This is a genomic window from Amycolatopsis jejuensis (assembly GCF_000717335.1).
In the GTDB taxonomy this organism is placed as follows: domain Bacteria; phylum Actinomycetota; class Actinomycetes; order Mycobacteriales; family Pseudonocardiaceae; genus Amycolatopsis; species Amycolatopsis jejuensis.
In genome coordinates, this window is record NZ_JNYZ01000002.1 from 78,822 (window position 1) to 99,584 (window position 20,763).

The window sequence follows — 20,763 nt, forward strand, 5'->3', positions numbered from 1 at the left end:
AAAGGAAACCCATGACGAACCCATTCGAAAACCCCGACGGCACCTACCTGGTCCTCGTCAACGACGAGGGCCAGCACAGCCTGTGGCCGGAATTCGTAGCCATCCCGGACGGCTGGCACCCCACCTTCGGCCCCGACACCCGCCAATCCTGCCTGGACCACGTAGAACAAACCTGGACCGACCTACGCCCCAAGTCCCTGATCAACGCCATGAACCCCTGACGCCGGAAGTCCGTGAAGGGAACCATCACGGAATCAGATTCCCTCATGGTTCCCTTCACAGCCTTTGACCCACCACCCCAGCCGCACCCGCGCACCCCACGAGACCCGGCAGCCCAGACCCGGCCCTGCGCCCCGATACGAAGCCGAAACACGTGCGGAGGGGGCTTATCAAGGCATCTTTCCCGCCTTGACAAGCCCCCTCCGCACGTAGTCACAATTCCGGCTTCGGGGTGCCCCCACGCAACAGGTCCCCAACTCAAGAAAATCAGGAAGCAGGCTTCACCTCAGTAGCCGGATTCCCATCGACCGCAGCGGTCAACTGCGGAACAATCCTCTCCAGCTCATACGGCAAACTCAAAGCGGTAACGAACGACGTAGTACTCCCGTAAGTACTATTCGTCTCCACGAAGACCTCCCGCTTCTCCTTGGCCACCTTCAACCCCGAATACAACGCATCCTTCGCCAGCACACCCTGCCCGTTGGCCACCTTGTCCACAATCCACACCAGAGCATCGACATTCAGCAAATCAGTCCGCTCCGCGCTGATGTTCTTGCCGAATTTGTCCCCGATGATCTGGTCGAGATTCTCCGGCAGCTTGAACCCGAGCGAAGTCAGCACCCGGGAACGCGGATCCTCGGACCCGTACACGAAATACCCCTCGTACTGCGTCGCCATCAACGCCGTCTTCCCGGCGAATTCCGGATGCTCCGCCCTGGCCTTGGCAAACTGATCCTCGACGCCCTTCACGATCTGGTCGGCCTCCTTGGCCTTGCCGACCGCCTTGCCGACCGTCTTCGTCGCTTCCTGCCACGGGATGCCGTAGTCGTTGTACCTCTTGGGCGGCGCGATCGTCGGCGCGATCTTCGACAGGGTGTTGTACTGCTCCTGCGTCAGCGCCGAGTACAGGCCGATGATCAGATCCGGCTTCAGCGCGGCGATCTTCTCGAACTGCGGGCCGTCAGTGTCCTTGAGGACGGTCGGCAGCGGCGCGGAACCCAGCTTGTCCTTCGCCCACGGCCCGATCGCGCCGGGGTACAGGCCGAGCCACTCGGTCACCCCGACCGGCACGACCCCGAGCGCGAGCAGCGCGTCCTGTTCGGTGAGCCCGACCGTCACCACCCGCTGCGGCGCCTTCTCGACCTTCGTCGAGCCGTACTTGTGCTCGATGCTGACCGGGAACGCACCCGGGTCCGTCGCTCCGCCGGAGGCACCGGCCGGGGCCGGGCTGTCGGTACCGGAGCCGCACGCGGTCAGCGCGCCGGCGAGCACGAGCGTCGAGGCGAGCACCCCGGCGGTACGGGCCCGCCCGCGCACGGCGGACAGGAGAGAGAAGCGGGACATCGGCGGTCCTTACGTCGCTCGCGATTAATCAGGTTTGCCTAACCTAAGCCACCGGGGTGAACTCAGGCAACAACCGATTGATGCGGTGCAGGTCACTCCGCCGCTCCGACCGGGCATTCAGCCGCTCCGGCCGGGCATTCAGCCGCTCCGGCCGGGCGGACCAGCGGCCTTGGCCAATCGGGCGAGAGCGGGGTCTACCGGCGGTCACTCAGTGCTCCGCAGGCCCGACCAGGCCCGCCAGAGGGTGGCGTACCGGCCACCGGCGGCGACCAGTTCGTCGTGCGTGCCCGATTCGACGACCACCCCCGCGTCGAGGACCACGATCCGATCCGACGCAGCCGCCTGCGTGAGCCGGTGCGCGACGACCAAGCCGGTGCGGCCTTCGAGCGCGGCGGCGGCCGCGGCCTCCAAGGTCTTCGCGCCCGCGCTGCCTGCTTCGGCGGTCGCCTCGTCGAGGATGGCGACTGGCGGGTCGGCAAGGACCAGCCGGACGAGCGCGAGCTGCTGCGCCTGCGTGACGGTGAGCTGGTGCCCACCCTCGCCGACGACCGTTGCGAGCCCGTCGGGAAGCGCCTCCGCCCAATCGAGCGCGCCGACCTTGGCAAGCGCGGCCCGTAGGTCCGCGTCGGTGGCTTCGGGGGCGGCGAGGCGGAGGTCGTCGGCCAGCGGGCCGCTGAACACGTGCACTTCCTGGCTGATCAACGCCACCGCGCGCCGGGTTGCGGCCGGGCCGAGCTCGTCGAGCGGGACGCCGCCGATCGACACCGTTCCGGCGCTCGCCTGGTGGATTCCCGCGATCAGCTTCGCCAGCGTGGTCTTCCCGGCCCCGCTCGCGCCGACCAGCGCGACGCGTTCGCCGGGCGCCACTTCGAGGTCGACGTCGCGGAGTACCGGATGACCGTCCACATAGGAGTGTCCGACGCTCGCTGCCTTCACCGAAGCGTCGACCGGGCGGCTCGGGCGCGCCGGTTCGGCCGGCGTGGGGAGGTCGGCGACGCCGATCAGCCGGGCCAGGCTCGCGGCCGCCGCCTGTGCGTCGTCGACCAGTGCGAGTGCGGTGTTGATCGGGCCGAAGAGACTGTGGAAGTACAGCGCGGCTGCGGTCGCGACGCCGACAGTCGCGAGATTTGCGCCCACCAAAAGGAAACCGGCGGCCAGGACGGCCGACAGCCCGACGAACTCGGCGAGGTTCAGCCGTCCGAAGAACCGCGTGACGAGGCGGACGCCGCGCAAAGCGAGTTCGACTGCGCCGTCGGACCGCGCGCGCACCCGCTCCACGTGCGCGTCCGCGAGCCGGAACGCACGGACGGTCTTCGCACCGCCGATGGTGTCGAGAAGTTGTTGCTGCTGCGCGCCGACGGCAGCCCGCTGTGCGGCGTACAACGGGGTCGCACGGCGGACGTACCACCGGACAGTGTGCAGCTGGATCGGCACCGACAGCAGCGCGGCGATCAGGAAACGCCAGTCGAGCACCGCCATCGCGCCGAGGGTGAACACGATCGTGAGCACCGACCGGCCCAGCTCCGGCAAAGCTTCGCGGACCGCCTCGGCGACCACCGAGACGTCGTTGGTGACGCGGGTGGTCAGGTCACCGGATCCGGCGCGTTCGACCTGTTCGAGCGGCAGCCCGAGCGCCCGGTCGACGAACCGCTCCCGCAGGTCGGCGAGCATGGTCTCGCCGAGCCGGGCGAGCATCGAGACCCCGACGGCAGTCGCGATCGCGGAGGTGACGGCCACGACGACCAGCCCGGCGATCGGATAGGCGAGCGCCGAGGCGGGCTGGTGGGTGGCGACGAGGTCGACGACCCGGCCGAGCAGGGGAGCGGTGAGCAGCCCGATGGCGGTCGCCCCGGAGACGAACACGAAGGACGCGATTGCGCGCCCCTTCGCCCGGCGCAGGAGTTCGCCGAGCACGGCACGAATCCGGGGTCCGGTGGCTACGGGGAGGAGCTCCCTGCCGGGAGGTTCGCTCAGGAGGGCGGTGGTGTCCAGCGGGAGAGCCGTTTCGCTCGCTGGGGCGGCATTTCCTTGCGCACGGGCCCCTTCGCTCGGAGCGCCGCTCGCTTGCACCCGAGCCCCTTCGCCAACCGGCGCGGCGTTGTCTCGCAAGCCAGCCCCTTCGCTCGGCGCAGCCGTGTCCCCCACACGAGCTCCTTCGCCCAGCGCGGCATTCTCGCTCACTCCGCGACCCCCGCCAGCAGACCCATGCCCAGCGGCACCCGTGTCCTCATCCCTCATGACAGCACCGCCGCCCGGTAACCCGCCTGTTCGCGGACCAACTCGGCATGACTGCCCTCCGCAACAACCCGGCCGTCCTCGATCAACACCACTCGATCCGTCGCGGCGAGCAGGGCCGGGCTCGTCGTCACCACGATCGTCGTACGGTCGCGGCGCACTGCGGCGACTCCCTCGGCGATCCGGGCTTCGGTGACCGTGTCGACCGCCGTGGTCGGGTCGTGGAGCACCAGCACCGGAGCATCCGTCGTCAAGGCGCGCGCGAGGGCGACCCGTTGCCGCTGCCCGCCCGACAGCGACCGGCCTCGTTCGGTGACGGCGGTCGCGGTGCCGGAGGGCAAAGTCGCGGCTACCTCGTCGGCGGCCGACGCGGCCAGGACGCCCGAGGGCACCGCGGGCATCCCGCCGCGGACGTTGTCCTCCACCGTCCCCTCGAAGAGATCCGCGTCGTGCGCAGCCACCAGTACCACCGAGCGCACCCGATCAGGGTCCACTGTGGACAGATCGAGCGCGTCGACCTCGACGGTGCCCGCCGGTGGATCGGCGAAGCGGCCGAGGCAGTCGAGGAGATCGGTGGCTGCGGCCGGGTCCGTGGTGACCACGCCGAGCAGCTGGCCGGGCGGGACGGCGAGGTCGAGGTCCCGGAGTTTCCCGTGCGACACGGCGGAAAGCGTGACCTGCCCGCGGGCAGGCACCGGCAATTCCCCGGCACCACCCAGGACCGCGGGCGGCGCGTTGAGCACAGCGGCGACCCGGCCCGCCGAGCCGCGAGCCTGCGCGAGTTGACTGTTGACCCAGGCGAAGATGGCGAACGGTGTCTGCAGGAACTGTGCCAGCCCGACGGTGGCGACCAGGTCGCCGATGGAAATGTCGCCGTCCGCCGCGAGTGAGCCGCCGACCAGCGCGACCACGGCGATGAAGATTCCGGTGAGCGCAAGCAGGGCACCGTTGTGCCACGCCTGTGCTCGGGCCGCGCGGATGGTCGCGCGCAGCGAATCCCGGCTCGTCCGCCGGTACCGGGTCACCGCGGCCGGTTCGGCGCCGATGCCCTTCAGCACCCGCAGCCCGCTCACCAGGTCGGCCGCGACGCCCGAAGCATGCGCGGCCCGTTCCTGTTCGTGCTCGCTGCGCTTCTCCAGCGGCTTCCCGATCAGATGGGCGAGGAACAGCAACGGCGGCGTACCCAGCAGCACCAGCAACCCGAGCGGCACGGACATCCGCAGCAGCACCACCGCACTCACGACCAGCCCGGCGAGCCCCGCGATCCCGAACGGCAGCACCGCGTTGATCATCCCGACCCGGCGCGCATCCGACGTACCCACACTGACCAGCTCACCGGCCAGCGCGCCCTGCTCCGCGCCGCCCCGCGGGTGCAGCACCCGGCGGCTCACCGCAAGCCGGATTTCGTGCGCGGCCCGCTCGGCCGCGCGTTCCGCCGCCCGCGAGCCGAACCGGTAGCTGAACGACAGCACCACGAACACCACGGCGAGCACGGCCAGCCAGCCCACGAGCGTCCACGCCGAACTGTTGGCCACCGCGCGGTCGAGCACCACGCCGATGACGACCGGGACCAGGGCTTCGCCGCCTTGATGGCATGCCGCGAGCACGGCCCCGAGCAGGACCGGTTTCCGTTGCCCGGTGATCGCGCTGCGCAGCACGCCTCGTCCGGTCGTCGCGGCAGCCGTGCTCACCGGTACCTCCGTTTCGTCCCGTGTTGATAGGTAAGGCTAGTCTAAGAAGCGCTGCCTTGTCCCCAGGAGGTGTCGTGATCGTCAGCGTGAGTCCGCCGGAAGCGGCGGGACCACCGGTACGCCGCGCCCGGACCGCGACCCTGCGTGCCGCCGGTCTGCTCGCTGCTCTTGCAGTGCTCGTGCTGGTGATGCTCGTGAGCGTCTGGATCGGCTCGAAGAGCATCCCGTTCGGCTCGATCTGGTCGGTGCTCTGGCACGACGACGGCAGCGCGGACGCGGTGATCATCCACGACCAGCGCATCCCGCGCACGCTGCTCGGCGCGCTCGTCGGGGCAGCGCTCGGCCTGGCCGGCGCGGTGATGCAGGCGCTCACCCGCAACCCGCTCGCCGACCCGGGCCTGCTCGGGGTCAACAACGGCGCGGCAGCCGCGGTGGTGTCCGCGATCGCGTTCTTCGGGATCACCGGAGTGCTCGGCTACGTATGGTTCGCGTTCCTGGGTGCGGCCGTTGCGTCGGTGGTCGTGTACGTGCTCGGCACGTCCGGGCGCGGCGGCGCGGCCCCGGACCGGCTGGTGATGTCCGGCGCAGCGCTCACCGCCGTGCTGCAGGCGTACATCGGCGCAGTGCTGCTGATCGACCCGGCCACCTTCAACCAGTTCCGGTTCTGGAACGTCGGCTCGCTCAGCGGACGGCGCGCGGACGTGCTGCTGCAGGTGTCGCCGTTCATCGCGATCGGGCTGGTGCTGGCGTTGCTGCTGGCCCGCCCGCTGAACGTGCTGGCGCTCGGCGAGCAGACCGGCAAGGCACTCGGCGCGCACCTCGGCCGCACACGGGTGCTCGGCGCCATCGCGGTCACGCTGCTGTGCGGGGCTTCGACGGCAGCGATCGGGCCGATCGCGTTCATCGGGCTGGCCGTGCCGCAGATGGTGCGCATCCTCGTCGGACCGGACCAACGGTGGGTGCTGCCGTACTCGATGATCCTTTCGCCGGTGCTGCTGATCGGCTCCGACGTGGTCGGCCGCATCCTGAACCCGCCGGAGGAACTGCAGGTCGGCATCGTCACGGCGTTCCTCGGCGCGCCGGTGTTCGTGGCGCTGTGCCGCCGCCGGAAGCTGGCGCGGCTGTGACCGCGCTCCGGGAACGACCCGCCGTCATCCGGGTCGCGCCGCGGGCACTCGTGGTCGGGATCGTCCTCTTCGTGGTGTTGTTCGCGCTCAGCGCGGTGAGCATGACGACCGGCGACTACCCGCTGTCGGTGCTGGATGTCGTGAAGACGCTCTTCGGCTTCGGGGACACCGGCACCGAATTCATCGTCACCACGCTGCGGCTGCCGCGGCTGCTGCTCGCGGTGCTCGTCGGCGCCGCGCTGGCGGTTAGCGGCGGGGTGCTGCAGAGCCTGTCCGGCAACCCGCTCGGCAGCCCGGACGTCATCGGCTTCACCCAGGGGTCGGCGACCGGTGCGCTGCTGGTGATCGTGCTGGCGCACGGCGGATCCACCGACGTCGCGCTCGGTGCGCTGGCCGGTGGCGTCGTGACGGCGCTGGTGGTGGGGCTCCTCGCGTTCCGCCGCGGGGTGCAGGGATACCGGCTGATCCTCGTCGGAATCGGCGTCGCGGCCATGCTCAGCGCGCTGAACTCGTACCTGATCACGCGCGCGTCGATGCAGGACGCGTACTCGGCGCAGGCCTGGCTGGTCGGTGGACTCAACGGCCGGGGCTGGGAGCAGGTGGGGCCAGTCGCGGTGGTCGTGGTGCTGTTGCTGCCGCTTGCTTTCGGCTACGGGCGGCGGTTGTCGTTGCTGGAGATGGGCGACGACGCGGCCAAGGGCCTCGGCGTACCGGTGGAGCGCAGCCGCGGCGTGCTGATCGCGGTCGCGGTGGTGCTGTGCGCGGTCGCGACGGCGGCCGCCGGGCCGATCTCGTTCGTCGCGCTTGCCGCGCCTCAGCTGGCGAAACGCCTTGCGCGGTCGGCGAAACCGGTGCTGGTGTGCTCGGCGCTGATGGGCGCGCTGCTGCTGGTCGCGAGCGACCTCGTGATCCGGGTGGTGTTCGGGGAAAAGGGGCTACCGGTGGGCATCGCGACCGGGGCGATCGGCGGGCTCTACCTCATGTGGCTCCTGTCCAGCCAGTGGCGGCGCAACCGGGGCTGACGGCTCGCCGAAGCGGGCCAGCGCCAGCGCTGCCGCGACAGCGAGGACGAACCCGGCGAGCGCGACCACGGCGAACCCGGGTCGCGTCCGGTCGCCCAGCAGCAGCACGCCGATCAGCGACGGCAATACCGTTTCGCCGAGCACCAGCATCGCGGTGGCAGTGGTGACGCTGCCGCGCTGGAGCGCCGTTGCGAGGAACAGCATCGCCATCCCGCCCGCGGCCGCGACGACGTACAGCGCCGGGTCGCGCAGCAGGTCGAGCGGCGCGAGGCTCGGGATCACCCGGCCGGACACCGCGACGAGCCCGAAGCAGAGCCCGGCGACCAGGCCGAGCGCGGCAGTGCGGACCCGGTCCCCGGCGCGTCCGGCGGCGAACCCGGCGATCCCGAGTACCACTGCGGCGGCCGCGAGCGCGAGCCGGAAACCCAGCCCCACCTGGTCGGATCCCTCGCTTTCGGCCGCCGACCCCAGCAACGCGAGCCCGACGCACACCACCCCGACCGCAGTCCATTCGCGCGCCCCGAGCCGGACGCCGAGCACCCGTACCGCGATCGCGGTGACCGCGAGGCTCGCGGCTTGCGTGGCCTGCACGAGGAACAACGGCAGGGTGTGCAGGGCGGCGATCTGCGCGACGAACCCGACGACGTCGAGCGCCAGCCCGACGACGAACTTCCACTGCCGCAAGACGCGCAGGAGCAGCCGCGGATCGACCCCGGCACCGCTGTCGGGCGTGGCTTTCGCGGCCACCGCCTGCATGACCGAAGCAACGCCGTAGGCCACCGCGGACAGCAGCGCGCACAGGAATCCCCACACCATGGCGCCGAGCGTATTCCCGTCCGGACAGAGATAGGGTCGCGGCCATGGCAGAGGGGCAGCGAGTCTGGCCGGATCCACTCGATGGGGACGAGATGACCGTCCAGACGCGGTTCCTCGGCTTCCTTCGGGAAACTGCTGCACAGAAGGTGTCCGGGCTGAGCCGCGAGCAGGCGGCTGCGGCGCCGCTGCCGAGTTCGCCGCGCACCACTGCGCTCGGGGTGCTGAAGCATCTGACCGCGGTCGAGCGATGGTGGCTGGTGATCGAGGCGGGCGGCGCGGACGTCCCGTCGCTGTGGGCGGGGTCGCCGGATCCGAGCTGGGACCTGGCTTCCGGGGACGACGTCGAGAGCGTGCTCGCCGGGTACCGCGCAGAGTGGAAGCGGGTGACCGACGCGCTGGCCGGGCTGACGCCGGAAGACCGGACGCGGCGGTCGGGGGAGTTCACGGTCCGCTGGGTGCTGGCGCACGTGGTGCAGGAAACCGCCCGGCACGTCGGGCATCTGGACGCGCTGCGCGAACTCGCCGACGGTTCTGTCGGGGAGTGAAGTTACGCTGCGGGCATGGCTGATCAGCTCTACTTCCGCCAGTTGCTCGCCGGCCGCGATTTCGCCGTCGGCGACCCCGTCGCGACCCAGATGGTGAACTTCGCCTACCTGATCGGCGACCGCGAGTCCGGCGAGGCGGTGCTGGTCGACCCGGCATATGCGGTCGGCGACCTGGTCGGCACGCTCGAGGCGGACGGTATGCGGCTCACCGGCGTGCTCGCGACGCACCACCACCCGGACCACGTCGGCGGCGACATGATGGGCTTCTCGCTGCCGGGCATCGCCGAGCTGCTCGCCCTGCGGCCGGTGCCGATCCACGTGCACGCCGAGGAGAGCGAGTGGGTCCGCCGGGTCACCGGAGTGTCGGACACCGACCTGCGCACCCACGACCACGACGACGTCGTCACCGTCGGCTCGATCGACATCCGGCTCCTGCACACTCCCGGCCACACCCCGGGCAGCCAGTGTTTTCTGGTGGGTGACCGGCTCGTCTCCGGGGACACGCTGTTCCTCGAAGGCTGTGGCCGCACGGACTTCCCCGGCGGTGACGCGGACGCGATCTACCGCAGCCTGCAGTGGCTGGCGACGCTCCAGGGTGACCCGGTGGTGTACCCGGGGCACCAGTATTCGGCGGAACCCTCGGCGGCGTTGTCGCACGTGAAGGACACGAACTTCGTCTTCCGGCCGGGGTCGCCGGAGGAGTGGCGCCGGATGTTCGGGGGCTGAGTTCCAGCCCTCGGGCGGCGTTGACGCCGTCGCGGCCGCGGGGCTGAAGTGGGGGCATGAGCGTGACACTGCACTGGTTCCTGCCGACCAGCGGGGACAGCCGCACGATCGTGGAACGCTTCCACGCCAACAAATCCCAAGGTCCGGCTGCCCAGCGACCCGCGGACCTCGGCTACCTCGCGCAGGTCGCCCGCGCGGCTGAGCACCTGGGCTTCGAAGGCGTGCTCACCCCCACCGGAACGTGGTGCGAGGACGCCTGGCTCACCACGGCGGCGCTCATCCGCGAGACCAGCCGCCTGAAGTTCCTCGTCGCGTTCCGGCCCGGGGTGATCTCGCCGACGCTCGCCGCGCAGATGGCCGGGACGTTCCAGCGGCTGTCCGGCGGCCGGGTCCTGCTCAACATCGTGACCGGCGGCGACGAGGTGGAACAACGCCGCTTCGGCGACTGGAACGACCACGACGCGCGCTACGCCCGTACCGACGAGTTCCTGTCCATCGTCCGGGGAGTGTGGTCGGGCAAGCCGTTCGACTTCACCGGCGACCACCTGCGCGTCGAAGGTGCGACCACGCTCGCCGCACCGGATCCCGAGCCGCCGGTGTACTTCGGCGGGTCGTCGGACGCCGCGCTGCGAGTCGCGGCCCGGCACGCCGATGTGTACCTGACCTGGGGCGAGCCACCCGCGCAGGTCGCGGAGAAGATCGAGAAGGTACGGGCGCTGGCCGGTGGTCGCCCGCTGCGCTTCGGGGTCCGGCTGCACACGATCGCGCGGGACACGTCGGCGGAGGCGTGGGCCGAGGCGCAGAAGATGCTGGACGCGTTGAGCCCGGCGCAGATCGCTGCTGCCCAGGCTCAGCTGGCGGCCAGTGAATCCGTTGGCCAGCAACGGATGGTCGCGTTGCACGGCGGCCGGGCCGGAACGACCGCGCGGGACTTGGAAATCCACCCGCACCTGTGGGCGGGGGTCGGCCTCGTACGCGGCGGCGCGGGGACGGTGATGGTGGGCAGCCATGCGGAGATCGCGGACCTGATCGAGGAGTACCACGCGGTGGGGGTGTCGGAGTTCGTGCTGTCCGGATATCCGCATCTGGAGGAGGCGTACTGGGTCGGCGAAGGGGTGCGGCCGGAGCTGGTGCGGCGGGGTCAGCTGTCCGCGTAGGTGCGGGACAACGCAAGGGCCACCGTACGAACGGCGGGCGCCACCCGCTCGGTACGCATCCGCGTCGCCCAGCCGGAGATCGACACCGCGGCCAGCGCCATCCCGTTGGCGTCCACGAGCGGGCTCGCCGCGCACACCACCCCGATGCCGGATTCTTCGCGTTCGAAGGCAATGCCTTCCTCCCGGATCCGGGCGAGCTGACGGCGGAGCAACCCCGGCGCGGTGATCGTGCGGCTGCTCACGCGAGGCAGCCCCGCCTCGATCACGCGCGTCACCACGTCCTCCGGGGAGCGCGACAGGATCGCCTTCCCCACGCCGGTTGCGTGTGCCTGGAACCGGCCGCCGATGCGGGACGGGAGGTCCGGCGCATCCGGCCCGCGCAGGATGTCCAGGTACACCACCTCGGTCCCCTCCAGTACCGCGAGATGGACCGAGTTCCGGGTCGCTTCCCGGAGATCCGCCAGGTACGGCCGCGCCGCGTCGACGAGACCGCGGCGGCGCACGGCGAGCTGTCCGATCTCGAACAACCGCAGCCCGAGCCGGACTGACGTGCCGTCGCGCTCCAGCAGGCCGGTGTCGGCAAGGTGCCCGGCCAGGCGGTGCACAGTCGTCTTCGCGAGGCCGGTCCGCCGCGCCAGCTCGGACACGCCCAGCGCGTCGTCGCCCGGGCGGAAGGCTTCGAGCACGGCGGCGACCCGTGCGGTCACGAGGCCGTCGCCGTTCCGTCCAGTGGTACGCATGTGTTGAGTGTGCCTCATCCGGCGAGCACCGTGCAGGACATGGCGGAACGCAAGGTGACGGCCGCGATCGTCGGCCCGGGCAACATCGGTACGGATCTGCTCGCGAAACTCCAGCGCAGCGAGCACGTGGAAGTGCGGTACATGGTGGGCGTCGACCCGGCGTCGGACGGGCTCGCCCGCGCCGCCGCGCTCGGGCTCGAAACGTCCGCGGGTGGCGTGGACTGGCTGCTCTCGCGCGCCGAGCTGCCGCAGCTGGTCTTCGAGTCGACGTCGGCGAAAGCGCATCTCGCCAACGCCCCGCGCTACGCCGAGGCGGGCATCCGGGCGATCGACCTGACGCCCGCGGCGATCGGCCCGTTCACCTGTCCCGCGGTGAACCCGCCGGACCGGCTGACCGACCGCAACGTCAACATGATCACCTGCGGCGGCCAGGCCACGATCCCGATCGTGCACGCCGTGTCGCGGGTCACGCCGGTGTCGTACGCGGAAATCGTCGCTTCGGTGTCCTCGCGCTCGGCCGGGCCGGGTACGCGCGCCAACATCGACGAGTTCACCGAGACCACCGCGCACGCGATCGAGCAGGTCGGCGGCGCGGGCAAGGGCCGGGCGATCATCATCATCAACCCGATGGACCCGCCGATGATCATGCGGGACACGGTGTTCTGCGCGGTCGACCCGGATGCCGACTTCGACGCCATCAGCGAATCCATCCACCGGATGGTCAAAGACGTGCAGCACTACGTGCCCGGGTACACGCTCAAGGCCGATCCGCAGTTCGACCTGCCGCGCCCGGGCTGGAGCGGCAAGGCGCGCGTCGGCGTGTTTCTCGAGGTCGCCGGTAATGGCGACTACCTGCCCAAATACGCGGGCAACCTCGACATCATGACCGCCGCCGCCGCGCGCGTCGGCGACCTCTTCGCCGCTCAGGAGGTGGCCGCATGAGCACCGATCTCCGGCTCGTCGACACGACCCTGCGCGACGGCAGTCACGCCATGGCCCACCAGTTCACCGAGCGGCAGGTCCGCGACACCGTGCGCGCGCTCGACGACGCGGGTATCTCGCTGATCGAGGTGACTCATGGCGACGGCCTCGGCGGGTCCACCTTCAACTACGGCTTTTCCTTGGTGGACGAGCGAAAGCTCATCGCCGCCGCGGTCGACGAGGCGAAGCAGGCGAAGATCTCCGTGCTCCTGCTGCCCGGCCTCGGCACGGTCACCGACCTCCGCGTGGCAGCCGATCTCGGCGCGGGCGCGGTCCGGATCGCGACCCACTGCACCGAGGCCGACGTGTCCATCCAGCACTTCGGTGCGGCTCGCGACCTCGGCCTGGAGACCGTCGGTTTCCTGATGCTGTCGCACAAGTCGTCGCCGGAGGATCTGGCGAAGCAGGGCCGGATCATGGTGGACGCCGGGTGTCAGTGCGTGTACGTCGTGGACTCCGCGGGCGCGCTGATCCTCGATGACGCGTCCGAGCGCGTCGCGGCTCTCGTCGCGGAGTTCGGCGACGAGGCGCAGGTCGGCTACCACGGGCACCAGAACCTGAGCTTCGGCGTCGCGAACTCGGTGCTCGCGTACCGCGCCGGGGCCCGGCAGATCGACGGTTCCCTCACCGCGCTCGGCGCCGGTGCGGGCAACTCGCCGACGGAGGTTCTCGCGGCGACGTTCGAACGGCTCGGCGTGAAAACCGGCGTGGACAAGGACATTCTGCTGGACGCCGCGGAGAACGTCGTCAAGAAGTACCTGACCCGGCTGCCGGTGATGGACCGGTCGTCGATCGTGCAGGGCTTCGCCGGGGTGTACTCCAGCTTCCTGCTGCACGCTGAACAGGCGGCAGAGCGGTATGGCGTGCCCGCGCACGAAATCCTGTACAAGGTCGGCGAAGAAGGCTACGTCGGCGGTCAGGAGGACATGATCATCGACATCGCGCTGCGGCTGCGGGACGAGCGAGCCGCCGCTCAATAAAGCTCAGTGAGTGTCGAAAGCGTCGGCGCCGAGCACCAGCTTCACGCAGTGCTCGACCAGGCGCTTCCGGCTCACCCGCAGCGTGCCGTCGAGGTACGCGATGAACACGTTGCTGAGCGCGCCGACGAGACCGATCGCCACGAGCTGGCGGCCGGTCTCGTCGCCGTGCGACAGCTGTTCCCCGATCATCGCGGCGAACGCGGGCAGCAGATGCAGGCCGCGCTGGGTGAGCGCCGGGTCGGTGAGCGGCGCGAGCAGCAGCACCCGGCCCTTGCGCGGGTCGTCGACCATCAGCTCCACGAACGCCGTCACGGCGTTTTCCGCGCGGCGGCGCGGGTCTTCCTCGTCGCACACCGCTTCGACGAGTGCTTGCCGGGCCTGCTCGCCGACGTCTTCGTACACCGCCGCGACCAGGTCCTCCCGATCGGTGAAGCTTTCGTAGAAGTACCGCTCGGTGAGCTTCGCGTGCCGGCACACCGCGCGCACGCTCACCGCCGCGGAGCCGTCGGTGCCGAGCAGGTCGAGCCCGGCGGCGAGGAGCTGGCCGCGCCGCTGCGCCTTGCGGTCGTCCAGCGTCGTGCCCGCCCACGTGCGGCCCGGCATATCCGCTCCCGTCCTGGTTGACTACGGCTGTTGTCACATCCTAACCTGACAACAGCCGTAGTCACTTCGGGGAGGAGGCGGGATGCCCGAAAATGCGCCGGAACCGCTCGGCCCGGACTCCCTGACCTGGAAGTACTTCGGCGACTGGCGCGGGCTGCTGATCGCGCTGTGGGCCGGGTCGATGCAGAACATGCACCCGGGGCTGGGCGCGGGCGTCGAACAGCATTCGCGGTTCTTCCAGGAGCGCTGGCAGCGGCTGTTCCGTTCGCTGTACCCGATCGGCGGCGTGGTGTACGACGGCCCGCTCGCGCATCGGACGGCGCGGCAAGTGCGCGGGTACCACGACCGGATCAAGGGCGTCGACGCGAAGGGCCGCCGCTACCACGCACTCGACCCGGACACGTTCTACTGGGCGCATTCCACGTTTTTCGTCAGCACCATCCTGATCGCCGACCATTTCATGGGCGGCATCGGCGAGGAGGAGAAGCGCAGGCTGTTCGACGAGCACGTGCAGTGGTGGCGGATGTACGGCATGACGATGCGGCCGGTCCCGGAGTCGTGGGAGGACTTCCAGCGGTACTGGAAGCACATGTGCGCCGACGTGCTGGAGGACAACAAGGCCACCCGTGACGTCTTGAACCTGCACGGGATCGCGAAACCGCCGTTCCTGCCGTGGCTGCCGGGTCCACTGTGGAAACCGGCCGGGGCGGTGATCGCGCGCAGCTTCGTCTGGCTGACCGTCGGCCTGTACGACCCGGAGGTGCGGGAGCTGCTGGGCTTCCGGTGGACCGCGCGCGACGCCCGCCGGCACCATCGGGTGGGACGGCTGATCAACGCGGTCTTCACCCTCGTACCCCGTGATCGCCGCTACCATCCGCGGGCACGGGCAGGCTGGCGTCGCGCACGGGGGCAGCTTCCCCCGGACGCACCGTCGGCCGAAACCCCGCGCCGCAACCTTCCCCCGCTCGCCGAGCGCGGGAAACCGGAGCACTACTCGCCGGACATGCCGTGAAGGCCACCTTCACGGACTCTGAGTCCGTGAAGGGAACCATGAGGGAATCTGATTCCGTGATGGTTCCCTTCACGGACTTCGGCTGACTGATCTCGGGAGGAACTGGATGAAGCTGGGCTTTCACCTCGGGTACTGGGGGAGCGGGCCGATCCCCGGCGCGCAGGAGGCGGTGCTCGAGGCGGAACGGCTCGGGTTCGACTCGGTGTGGTCGGCCGAGGCGTACGGGTCGGACGCGTTCACGCCGCTCGCCTGGGCCGGTGCCGCGACGAGCCGGATCAAGCTCGGCACCAACATCGTGCAGATGTCCGCGCGCACCCCGACCGCCACGGCGATGACCGCGATGACGATGGACCACCTCTCCGGCGGCCGGTTCGTGCTCGGGCTCGGCGCGTCCGGGCCGCAGGTCGTGGAGGGCTGGTACGGGCAGCCGTACCCGAAACCGCTGGCGCGGACGCGGGAGTACGTCGAGGTCGTGCGCAAGGTACTGGCGCGCGAGGAGCCGGTGACCCATGACGGCCAGTTCTTCCAGCTGCCGCTGCAGGGCGGGACCGGGCTGGGCAAACCGCTCAAGCCGACCGTCCACCCGCTGCGCGCCGACCTGCCGATCTACCTCGCCGCCGAAGGCCCGAAGAACGTCGCGCTGGCCGCCGAGATCTGTGACGGCTGGCTCCCGCTCTTCTTCTCGCCCAAGTCCGACGCGTTCTACCGCGGCGCGCTGGAGGAGGGTTTCGCCCGGCCGGGTGCCCGGCGCAGCCTGGCCGATTTCGAGGTCGCCGCGTCGGTTCCGGTGATCGTGCACGACGACGTAGAGGAAGCGGCGAGCTGGATCAAGCCCGCGCTGGCGTTGTACATCGGCGGGATGGGCGCGAAGAGCGTGAACTTCCACCACGACGTCTTCGCCCGGCTCGGTTACGCCGACGTCGCCGACCAGGTGCAGGAGCTGTACCTGCAGGGGCGCAAGGAGGATGCGGTCGCGGCGATCCCCACGTCGCTCGTCGAAGACACGTCGCTGATCGGGCCGCCGGAAAAGATCCGGGCCGAGCTGCCTGCCTGGGAGGCCACCGTGGTCACGACCCTGCTGTTGCGCGGGGACGCGGGTTCGCTGGCGAAGGCGGCGGAGGCGCTCGTGTCGTAGTCGGCCCGGTACGCCCGGTGCACAACGACGATGGCACGATTCCTCCCGACCACTACCGGGGACCGGCGAAGATCCATTAGGCATGCGTTCGTCGTTCCGCCTCCCGAGGAGGACCTTTGGCGTCGCTGTCCCGCCGCACGAGATTCCGCTATTCGCTCGGCTCCTTCGTCACCGGCGGGTTCGGCACCGTGCCGGGGCTGCTGCTGCTTCCCTACCTCACCGACACGATGGCCGTGCCCGCCGCGGCGGCAGGCGTCATCGTGTTCGTGCCCAAAGCCTGGGACGTCGTGTTCAACCCGATCGCCGGGCGGCTGTCGGACGCCGACCTCGCGCGCACCGGCAGCCGCCGCCGGTTCCTGCTGCGCGGCGGGATCGGGGTCGCGATCCTCTTCGCCGCCCTGTTTGCGCACCCCGGGTTCGGCAAGCCGTTCTTCGACGCGGCGTACGTGGTCGTCGTGTTCTTCCTGTGCGCCACCGCGTACGCGTTCTTCCAGGTGCCGTTCAACGCGCTCCCGGCCGAGCTGACCGATTCCGCCGAGGAACGCACGAAACTCACGAGCGTCCGGATTGCCGTGCTGGCGGTCGCGGTGCTGGTGTCCGGCGGCGGCGCGCCGGCGATCACCGACGTGCTCGAAGGTGTCGCCGGGTACCGCGTGATGGGTCTCGTGATGGCGGTGATCATCCTGGCCGCCACGCTCGGGGTCTACTTCGGACTCAAGGACGCGCCGGTCGGCTCGCTGCGGCCGAACACCGTGGCGCTCAAGGAGCTCGTGCGCACCATCGCGCAGTGGCGGCCGTTCCGCTGGCTGCTCGGCGTGTACTTCATCCAGGCGCTCGGCATCGGCACGGTGCTGGCGTCGATCCCGTACTTCGCCCAGCACGTACTGGGCGACCCGAGCTACCGCACGATCCTGTTCGTCGGGTTCGTCGGGCCCGCGCTGATCACCATGCCGCTGTGGCCGCGGCTGGGTGAGCGGTGGGGCAAGCTGGCCGGGTTCCGGATCGCCACCGCGTCGTTCTTCGTCGGGCTGGTGGCGCTGATCTTCGCGAAGCAGCTGCCGTTCGCCGTGACGCTCGTGTTCGTGGCGCTCGCCGGGGCCGGGTACGCGGGCATTTCGGTGTTCCCGCTGGCGATCCTGCCGGACCTGATCAGCGCCGAGGAGGAACGGACCGGCGAGACCCGCGCGGGCATCACCGCCGGGGTGTGGACGGCGTCCGAGACGCTCGGCCTCGCGCTCGGGCCGGGCCTGTTCGGGCTGGTCCTGCAGGCCGGGGACTACGTGTCGAGTACCGGGACGACCGTCGTGGCGCAGCCGGGTTCGGCGATCACCGCGATCCTGATCGGGGTGTCGGTGGTGCCCGCGGTGCTGATCGTGCTGGGTATCCCGCTGCTGCGCCGGTCGGTGCTGGAGACGCGGCCATGACGGACGTACTGGCCCGGCTGCGCGAGCTGCGCACCGGTGACCTGCCCACGCACGGCGGGCGCACGCTCGCGTACGTGTACGACAGCGGGCTGTCCGAAGTGGACGAGATCGCCGCCGCCGCACACGCGCTGGCGAGTTCGGCCAACGGCCTCGACCCGACGGCGTTCCCGAGCCTGCTGCGGATGGAGAACGACCTGGTCGCCCGCACGGCCGGGCTGCTCGGGGGGACGGCGGACACGGTCGGCACGGTGACGTCGGGTGGTACCGAATCGTGTCTGCTGGCGGTACTGGCCGCACGGGACGCGAGTGGTGTTGCGGCGCCGTCGATGGTGCTGCCGGAGACCGCGCACGCCGCGTTCCACAAGGCCGCGCACCTGTTCGGCGTGCGGAAGGTGATCGTCCCGGTGGATCCGGGCACCTTCCGCGCCGACCCGGCCGCGATGGCCGCGGCGATCGATGAGTCCACTGTGCTCGTGGTGGCGAGCGCGCCTTCGTATGCGCACGGCGTGATCGACCCGATCGAGGAGATCGCCGCCGCCGCGGGTGGTGTACGGGTGCACGTCGACGCGTGTATCGGCGGCTGGGTGTTGCCGTACTTCGCGAAGCTCGGCGCGGACGTGCCGCCGTTCGATTTCCGCGTTCCCGGCGTCACGAGCATTTCGGTGGACCTGCACAAATACGCGTACTGCGCCAAGGGCGTTTCGGTGCTGCTGCACGCTTCCCCGGAACTGCGGCGCACGCACTACTTCGCCAGCGCCGCCTGGCCCGGGTACACGATGCTCAACCCGACCCTGCAGAGCACCCGATCCGGCGGTCCGCTCGCCGCCGCCTGGGCCGTCGTACAGCACCTCGGCGAGGATGGCTACCTGCGGCTGGCCGAGGTCACCCGCGAGGCGGTGGCCCGGATTCGCCGTGGCGTCACGGAGATTCCGGGCTTGCGGGTGCTGGGCGACCCGTCATCGACGCTGATCGCGTTCACCGGTTCGGATGATTTCGACCTGTTCACCGTCGCCGACGAGATGAAGGCGCGCGGCTGGTACGTGCAGCCGCAGTTCGCGCACGGGAGCTCGCCGCTCAACCTGCATCTCACCGTGACGGCCGCGAACCACGGCAGTGAACCGGAGTTCCTGGCGGATTTGGCGGCGTCGGTGGTGGCGGCTCGCACGGCCGGTCCGGTGCAGGTCGACCCGGACGTGGCGGCGTTCGTGTCCGCGCTCGACCCAGCGACGCTGACCGCGGAGCAGTTCGGCAGTCTGCTGGCTGCGGCGGGCCTCACCGGCGGCGACGGCCTGCCGGACCGGATGGCGCCGATCAACGCACTCCTCGCGGTGGCAGCGGAGCCGTTGCGGGAGCGGTTGCTGGTGGAGTTCCTGGGTGCGTTGTACACCCCCTCCCGGTGATCAGCGTGGCTTTTCGCCCAGCTTGACCAGCTCCTCCAGGGTCACCTCCCGCGTCGCGCCTTCGGTGGTGTGCAGCAGCCAGCCGCGCGTTCCGCCGGGTTCGGCCGACGCCCCGTTCGGGTACCCGACCCGCCGGACCTGGATCTGCAGCATGTCTCCGTCGGGCAGGTGCCACATCACCCCGTCACCTACGAGGAATCTCGTCACCGTGCCCGGGACCGGTGGGTCGGGGACGGTGAAATCCAGGTACACGGTCTTCGCAGCGGCAGGCGCCTGCGGGTTGAACGGGCCGCGCTGCACCCGGACACCTTCCCCCTGTCCCAGCTTGTCGTTGCCCTTACCCGCGCGGAGTTGCTGGTGCAGCATGATTTCCTCGTACCCGCCGTGGGTCAGGAAATGCGCGAAGAGGCCGTCCGGATCGCGCAGAGCCTGGTGCAGCCGGGCGATTTCCATCTCCCCGGGGGCCTGCCGGATCGCGGATTCCTGCATCGGCGTCGGCAATGTCTTCCAGTCGCGGGTGGTGTGTTCCGCGTAGTCCGCCGGGGTTTCCCCGGGCTTGGGCATCACGTACGTGCTCTGGCTCGTGTCCCGTTCGAGGCCTTGCAACCGGGGACCCGGCCTCGGCTTCGGCGGCTCGGGGGTGCGGACTTCGCCTTCCTCGGCGATCTTGCTCTGGCTGACCCCGGCGGCCGCGGCTTGGGTCGGCGGCCGCCCGGCGTACGCGAGTACGACCGACCACAGCGCCTCCTGCGCCGCGCGTTGCTTGATCAGCTCCACGACCTGCCGGTTGACCTGTTCCAGCGTCACCGGCCGGTGCGAGATGTCCACTTGCGCTTCGAGCCAGCCGAGGACGTCGGCGAGGTCGGAGGTGTAGTAGTCCGCGGCCGTCACCCGGTCCGACGCCGCTTCATACGCGGGCGAAAGGATTCCGCGGCGGCCCGCCTTGAACATGTGGAGCTTGTCGACGTACCCGACGACGTCCCGCTTCGCCTCCGCATCCTCGATCGGCTTGAACGCGGCACGGGCGGCGGCCTGCTCGTCTTTCCAGTACCGCAACCAGATCTGGTACAGCTGCGCGGAGCTGAGTGTGTTCGTGGGATCGGCGGCAGCCACGAGAAACTCCTGCTTACGTCCGCTCCACGACGGCCCGATGTCCCGCGGCGGGACCGCGCCGATGGTGGCTCGCAGGTCACCGATGTCGTGTGCTTGCAGGTATCCGCCGATGGTGGCGACCTGGTCGGACGGCAGCGCGGCCAGCTCGTCCCGATGCCGCTCGGTGAACGGCTGCCAGGCGCCTCCTCTCGCGGCGACCACCCGCATGGCCAGCACCAGGCGCGGCCCGCCCACCGCGAGGCCGGACCGTTCGTCGGACCGCAGCTCGAACGGGAGCTTTTCCAGCGCAGCCAGGAGATCGGCCATCGGGAGGCCCTGGACGTCGGCGAGGGTCGCCGCCGGTTTCGCGCGGACCTGGCTGAAGTCCGGTCCCTGCGCGGTCGGATGGACCGGGACCGGCTGCCGGACCGGACGCGGTACCTCCGGGGCGGCCGGTTTCGGAGCGCGGGGTTCCCTCACGCGGGAGACGGTGCCGGACCGGCATCACCGGACC

General features: G+C 70.4%; 19 protein-coding genes. 12 read left to right on the forward strand and 7 right to left on the reverse strand.

The window, feature by feature from the left end; all coding sequences use genetic code 11:
• The first annotated feature begins 11 nt into the window (after window positions 1-11).
• Window positions 12-221 carry an MbtH family protein gene (locus OO71_RS01815; protein WP_033287827.1) on the forward strand — a complete coding sequence of 70 codons (210 nt, stop codon included), beginning with the start codon at window positions 12-14 and terminating at the stop codon, window positions 219-221.
• 265 nt (window positions 222-486) lie between these two features.
• Here OO71_RS01815 and OO71_RS01820 read toward each other — a convergent pair whose 3' ends face one another.
• From OO71_RS01820 to OO71_RS01830, 3 genes are all read right to left on the reverse strand, one after another.
• Window positions 487-1,563, reverse strand: coding sequence for an iron-siderophore ABC transporter substrate-binding protein (locus OO71_RS01820; protein WP_051790920.1), 1,077 nt, complete (start codon window positions 1,561-1,563; stop codon window positions 487-489).
• Between the two features lie 204 nt (window positions 1,564-1,767).
• Window positions 1,768-3,477 (reverse strand): ABC transporter ATP-binding protein, encoded by a 1,710-nt coding sequence (locus OO71_RS01825; protein ID WP_425388642.1) that lies wholly within the window; start codon window positions 3,475-3,477, stop codon window positions 1,768-1,770.
• Window positions 3,478-3,797: 320 nt separating this feature from the next.
• Window positions 3,798-5,489, reverse strand: coding sequence for an ABC transporter ATP-binding protein (locus tag OO71_RS01830; protein WP_033287828.1), 1,692 nt, complete (start codon window positions 5,487-5,489; stop codon window positions 3,798-3,800).
• A 77-nt stretch (window positions 5,490-5,566) separates the two neighbouring features.
• Between OO71_RS01830 and OO71_RS01835 the strand changes: the two genes are divergently transcribed.
• Entirely contained in the window at window positions 5,567-6,616 is a 1,050-nt protein-coding gene (locus OO71_RS01835; RefSeq protein ID WP_425388644.1) for a FecCD family ABC transporter permease, read from the forward strand.
• Window positions 6,613-7,638, forward strand: a complete 1,026-nt coding sequence (locus tag OO71_RS01840) for a FecCD family ABC transporter permease (protein WP_033288025.1) — start codon at window positions 6,613-6,615, stop codon at window positions 7,636-7,638. The genes OO71_RS01835 and OO71_RS01840 overlap by 4 nt, the downstream gene beginning before the upstream one ends.
• On the opposite strand, the gene OO71_RS01845 is transcribed toward OO71_RS01840, so the two are convergent.
• Complete coding sequence (locus OO71_RS01845; RefSeq protein ID WP_033287830.1) at window positions 7,552-8,454, reverse strand: DMT family protein; 903 nt, start codon at window positions 8,452-8,454, stop codon at window positions 7,552-7,554. The genes OO71_RS01840 and OO71_RS01845 overlap by 87 nt on opposite strands.
• A gap of 44 nt (window positions 8,455-8,498) precedes the next feature.
• On the opposite strand from OO71_RS01845, the gene OO71_RS01850 reads away from it, so the two are divergent.
• From OO71_RS01850 to OO71_RS01860, 3 genes are read left to right on the forward strand one after another with little or no spacing between them, the layout of a single operon-like run.
• Window positions 8,499-8,999 (forward strand): DinB family protein, encoded by a 501-nt coding sequence (locus OO71_RS01850; RefSeq protein ID WP_033287831.1) that lies wholly within the window; start codon window positions 8,499-8,501, stop codon window positions 8,997-8,999.
• Window positions 9,000-9,014: 15 nt separating this feature from the next.
• The gene (locus OO71_RS01855) at window positions 9,015-9,725 is read left to right on the forward strand and encodes an MBL fold metallo-hydrolase (protein ID WP_033287832.1); all 711 of its coding nucleotides are present in this window, start codon (window positions 9,015-9,017) and stop codon (window positions 9,723-9,725) included.
• A gap of 56 nt (window positions 9,726-9,781) precedes the next feature.
• Window positions 9,782-10,882 carry an LLM class flavin-dependent oxidoreductase gene (locus OO71_RS01860; protein WP_033287833.1) on the forward strand — a complete coding sequence of 367 codons (1,101 nt, stop codon included), beginning with the start codon at window positions 9,782-9,784 and terminating at the stop codon, window positions 10,880-10,882.
• Here OO71_RS01860 and OO71_RS01865 read toward each other — a convergent pair.
• Window positions 10,867-11,622 carry an IclR family transcriptional regulator gene (locus OO71_RS01865; protein ID WP_033287834.1) on the reverse strand — a complete coding sequence of 252 codons (756 nt, stop codon included), beginning with the start codon at window positions 11,620-11,622 and terminating at the stop codon, window positions 10,867-10,869. The genes OO71_RS01860 and OO71_RS01865 overlap by 16 nt on opposite strands.
• A gap of 39 nt (window positions 11,623-11,661) precedes the next feature.
• Here OO71_RS01865 and OO71_RS01870 point away from each other — a divergent pair, with 39 nt between their 5' ends.
• Complete coding sequence (locus OO71_RS01870; RefSeq protein WP_033288026.1) at window positions 11,662-12,564, forward strand: acetaldehyde dehydrogenase (acetylating); 903 nt, start codon at window positions 11,662-11,664, stop codon at window positions 12,562-12,564.
• A complete protein-coding gene (dmpG, locus tag OO71_RS01875) occupies window positions 12,561-13,583 on the forward strand; it encodes a 4-hydroxy-2-oxovalerate aldolase (RefSeq protein ID WP_033287835.1) in 1,023 nt (340 codons plus the stop codon). The genes OO71_RS01870 and dmpG overlap by 4 nt, the downstream gene beginning before the upstream one ends.
• A gap of 3 nt (window positions 13,584-13,586) precedes the next feature.
• Here dmpG and OO71_RS01880 read toward each other — a convergent pair whose 3' ends face one another.
• Entirely contained in the window at window positions 13,587-14,186 is a 600-nt protein-coding gene (locus OO71_RS01880) for a TetR/AcrR family transcriptional regulator (protein WP_033287836.1), read from the reverse strand.
• Between the two features lie 82 nt (window positions 14,187-14,268).
• Between OO71_RS01880 and OO71_RS01885 the strand changes: the two genes are divergently transcribed.
• The 4 genes from OO71_RS01885 to OO71_RS01900 all read left to right on the forward strand — a co-directional run bounded on the left by OO71_RS01885 (window position 14,269) and on the right by OO71_RS01900 (window position 19,157).
• Complete coding sequence (locus OO71_RS01885) at window positions 14,269-15,198, forward strand: oxygenase MpaB family protein (protein ID WP_033287837.1); 930 nt, start codon at window positions 14,269-14,271, stop codon at window positions 15,196-15,198.
• 106 nt (window positions 15,199-15,304) lie between these two features.
• Complete coding sequence (locus OO71_RS01890; RefSeq protein ID WP_033287838.1) at window positions 15,305-16,333, forward strand: LLM class F420-dependent oxidoreductase; 1,029 nt, start codon at window positions 15,305-15,307, stop codon at window positions 16,331-16,333.
• Window positions 16,334-16,449: 116 nt separating this feature from the next.
• Window positions 16,450-17,757 carry an MFS transporter gene (locus tag OO71_RS01895; protein ID WP_033287839.1) on the forward strand — a complete coding sequence of 436 codons (1,308 nt, stop codon included), beginning with the start codon at window positions 16,450-16,452 and terminating at the stop codon, window positions 17,755-17,757.
• Window positions 17,754-19,157: a pyridoxal phosphate-dependent decarboxylase family protein gene (locus tag OO71_RS01900; protein ID WP_033287840.1), complete on the forward strand. Its 1,404-nt coding sequence runs from the start codon at window positions 17,754-17,756 to the stop codon at window positions 19,155-19,157. The genes OO71_RS01895 and OO71_RS01900 overlap by 4 nt, the downstream gene beginning before the upstream one ends.
• Here OO71_RS01900 and OO71_RS01905 read toward each other — a convergent pair whose 3' ends face one another.
• Window positions 19,158-20,729: a hypothetical protein gene (locus OO71_RS01905; RefSeq protein ID WP_033287841.1), complete on the reverse strand. Its 1,572-nt coding sequence runs from the start codon at window positions 20,727-20,729 to the stop codon at window positions 19,158-19,160. It lies immediately after the preceding gene.
• Between the last annotated feature and the right edge of the window lie 34 nt (window positions 20,730-20,763).